The 374-nt window shown below is 61.0% G+C and carries 1 protein-coding gene and 1 pseudogene; both read left to right on the plus strand.

Features of this window, described 5'->3' with window-relative positions:
• Positions 1-48 precede the first annotated feature (48 nt).
• Complete coding sequence (locus tag ACYVD0_RS22865) at positions 49-288, plus strand: ribbon-helix-helix domain-containing protein (protein ID WP_131255432.1); 240 nt, start codon at positions 49-51, stop codon at positions 286-288.
• Positions 288-374: pseudogene (locus ACYVD0_RS22870) on the plus strand (putative toxin-antitoxin system toxin component, PIN family); the annotation flags it as partial. The gene ACYVD0_RS22865 and the pseudogene ACYVD0_RS22870, both read left to right, overlap by 1 nt.

Here is a 374-nt window from a genome sequence, read left to right on the forward strand (position 1 = left end):
CCCACTAAAGGCGTATAAACACATAAACACCTATACGCGGGGAACGCCATGAGTACCGTCCGCTGGAATGTTGCCGTCTCGGCCGACACCGACCAGTCCCTTCGCATGTTCCTGGCCAGCCAGGGCGGCGGCCGAAAGGGTGATCTGTCGCGCTTCATCGAAGAGGCGGTACGCGCCCATATCCTGGAACTGACCGCCGAACAGGCCAAGGCGGCCAATACCCCTGTGAGTGAAGAGGCGCTGACGGCGATGGTCGATGAAGCCCTCGATTGGGCGCGCAAACGCTGATGCGGGTCGTGTTGGATACCAACATCCTGTTCAGTGCCCTGATTTCACCGCATGGAGCACCCGACGCGATCTATCGGGCCTGGCGG

Source organism: Azotobacter armeniacus (assembly GCF_054779355.1).

Bases quoted from the DNA above. Each gene is read 5' to 3' on its own strand.
- ACYVD0_RS22865 (WP_131255432.1), top strand. From the start codon at position 49: ATGAGTACCGTCCGCTGGAATGTTGCCGTCTCGGCCGACACCGACCAG.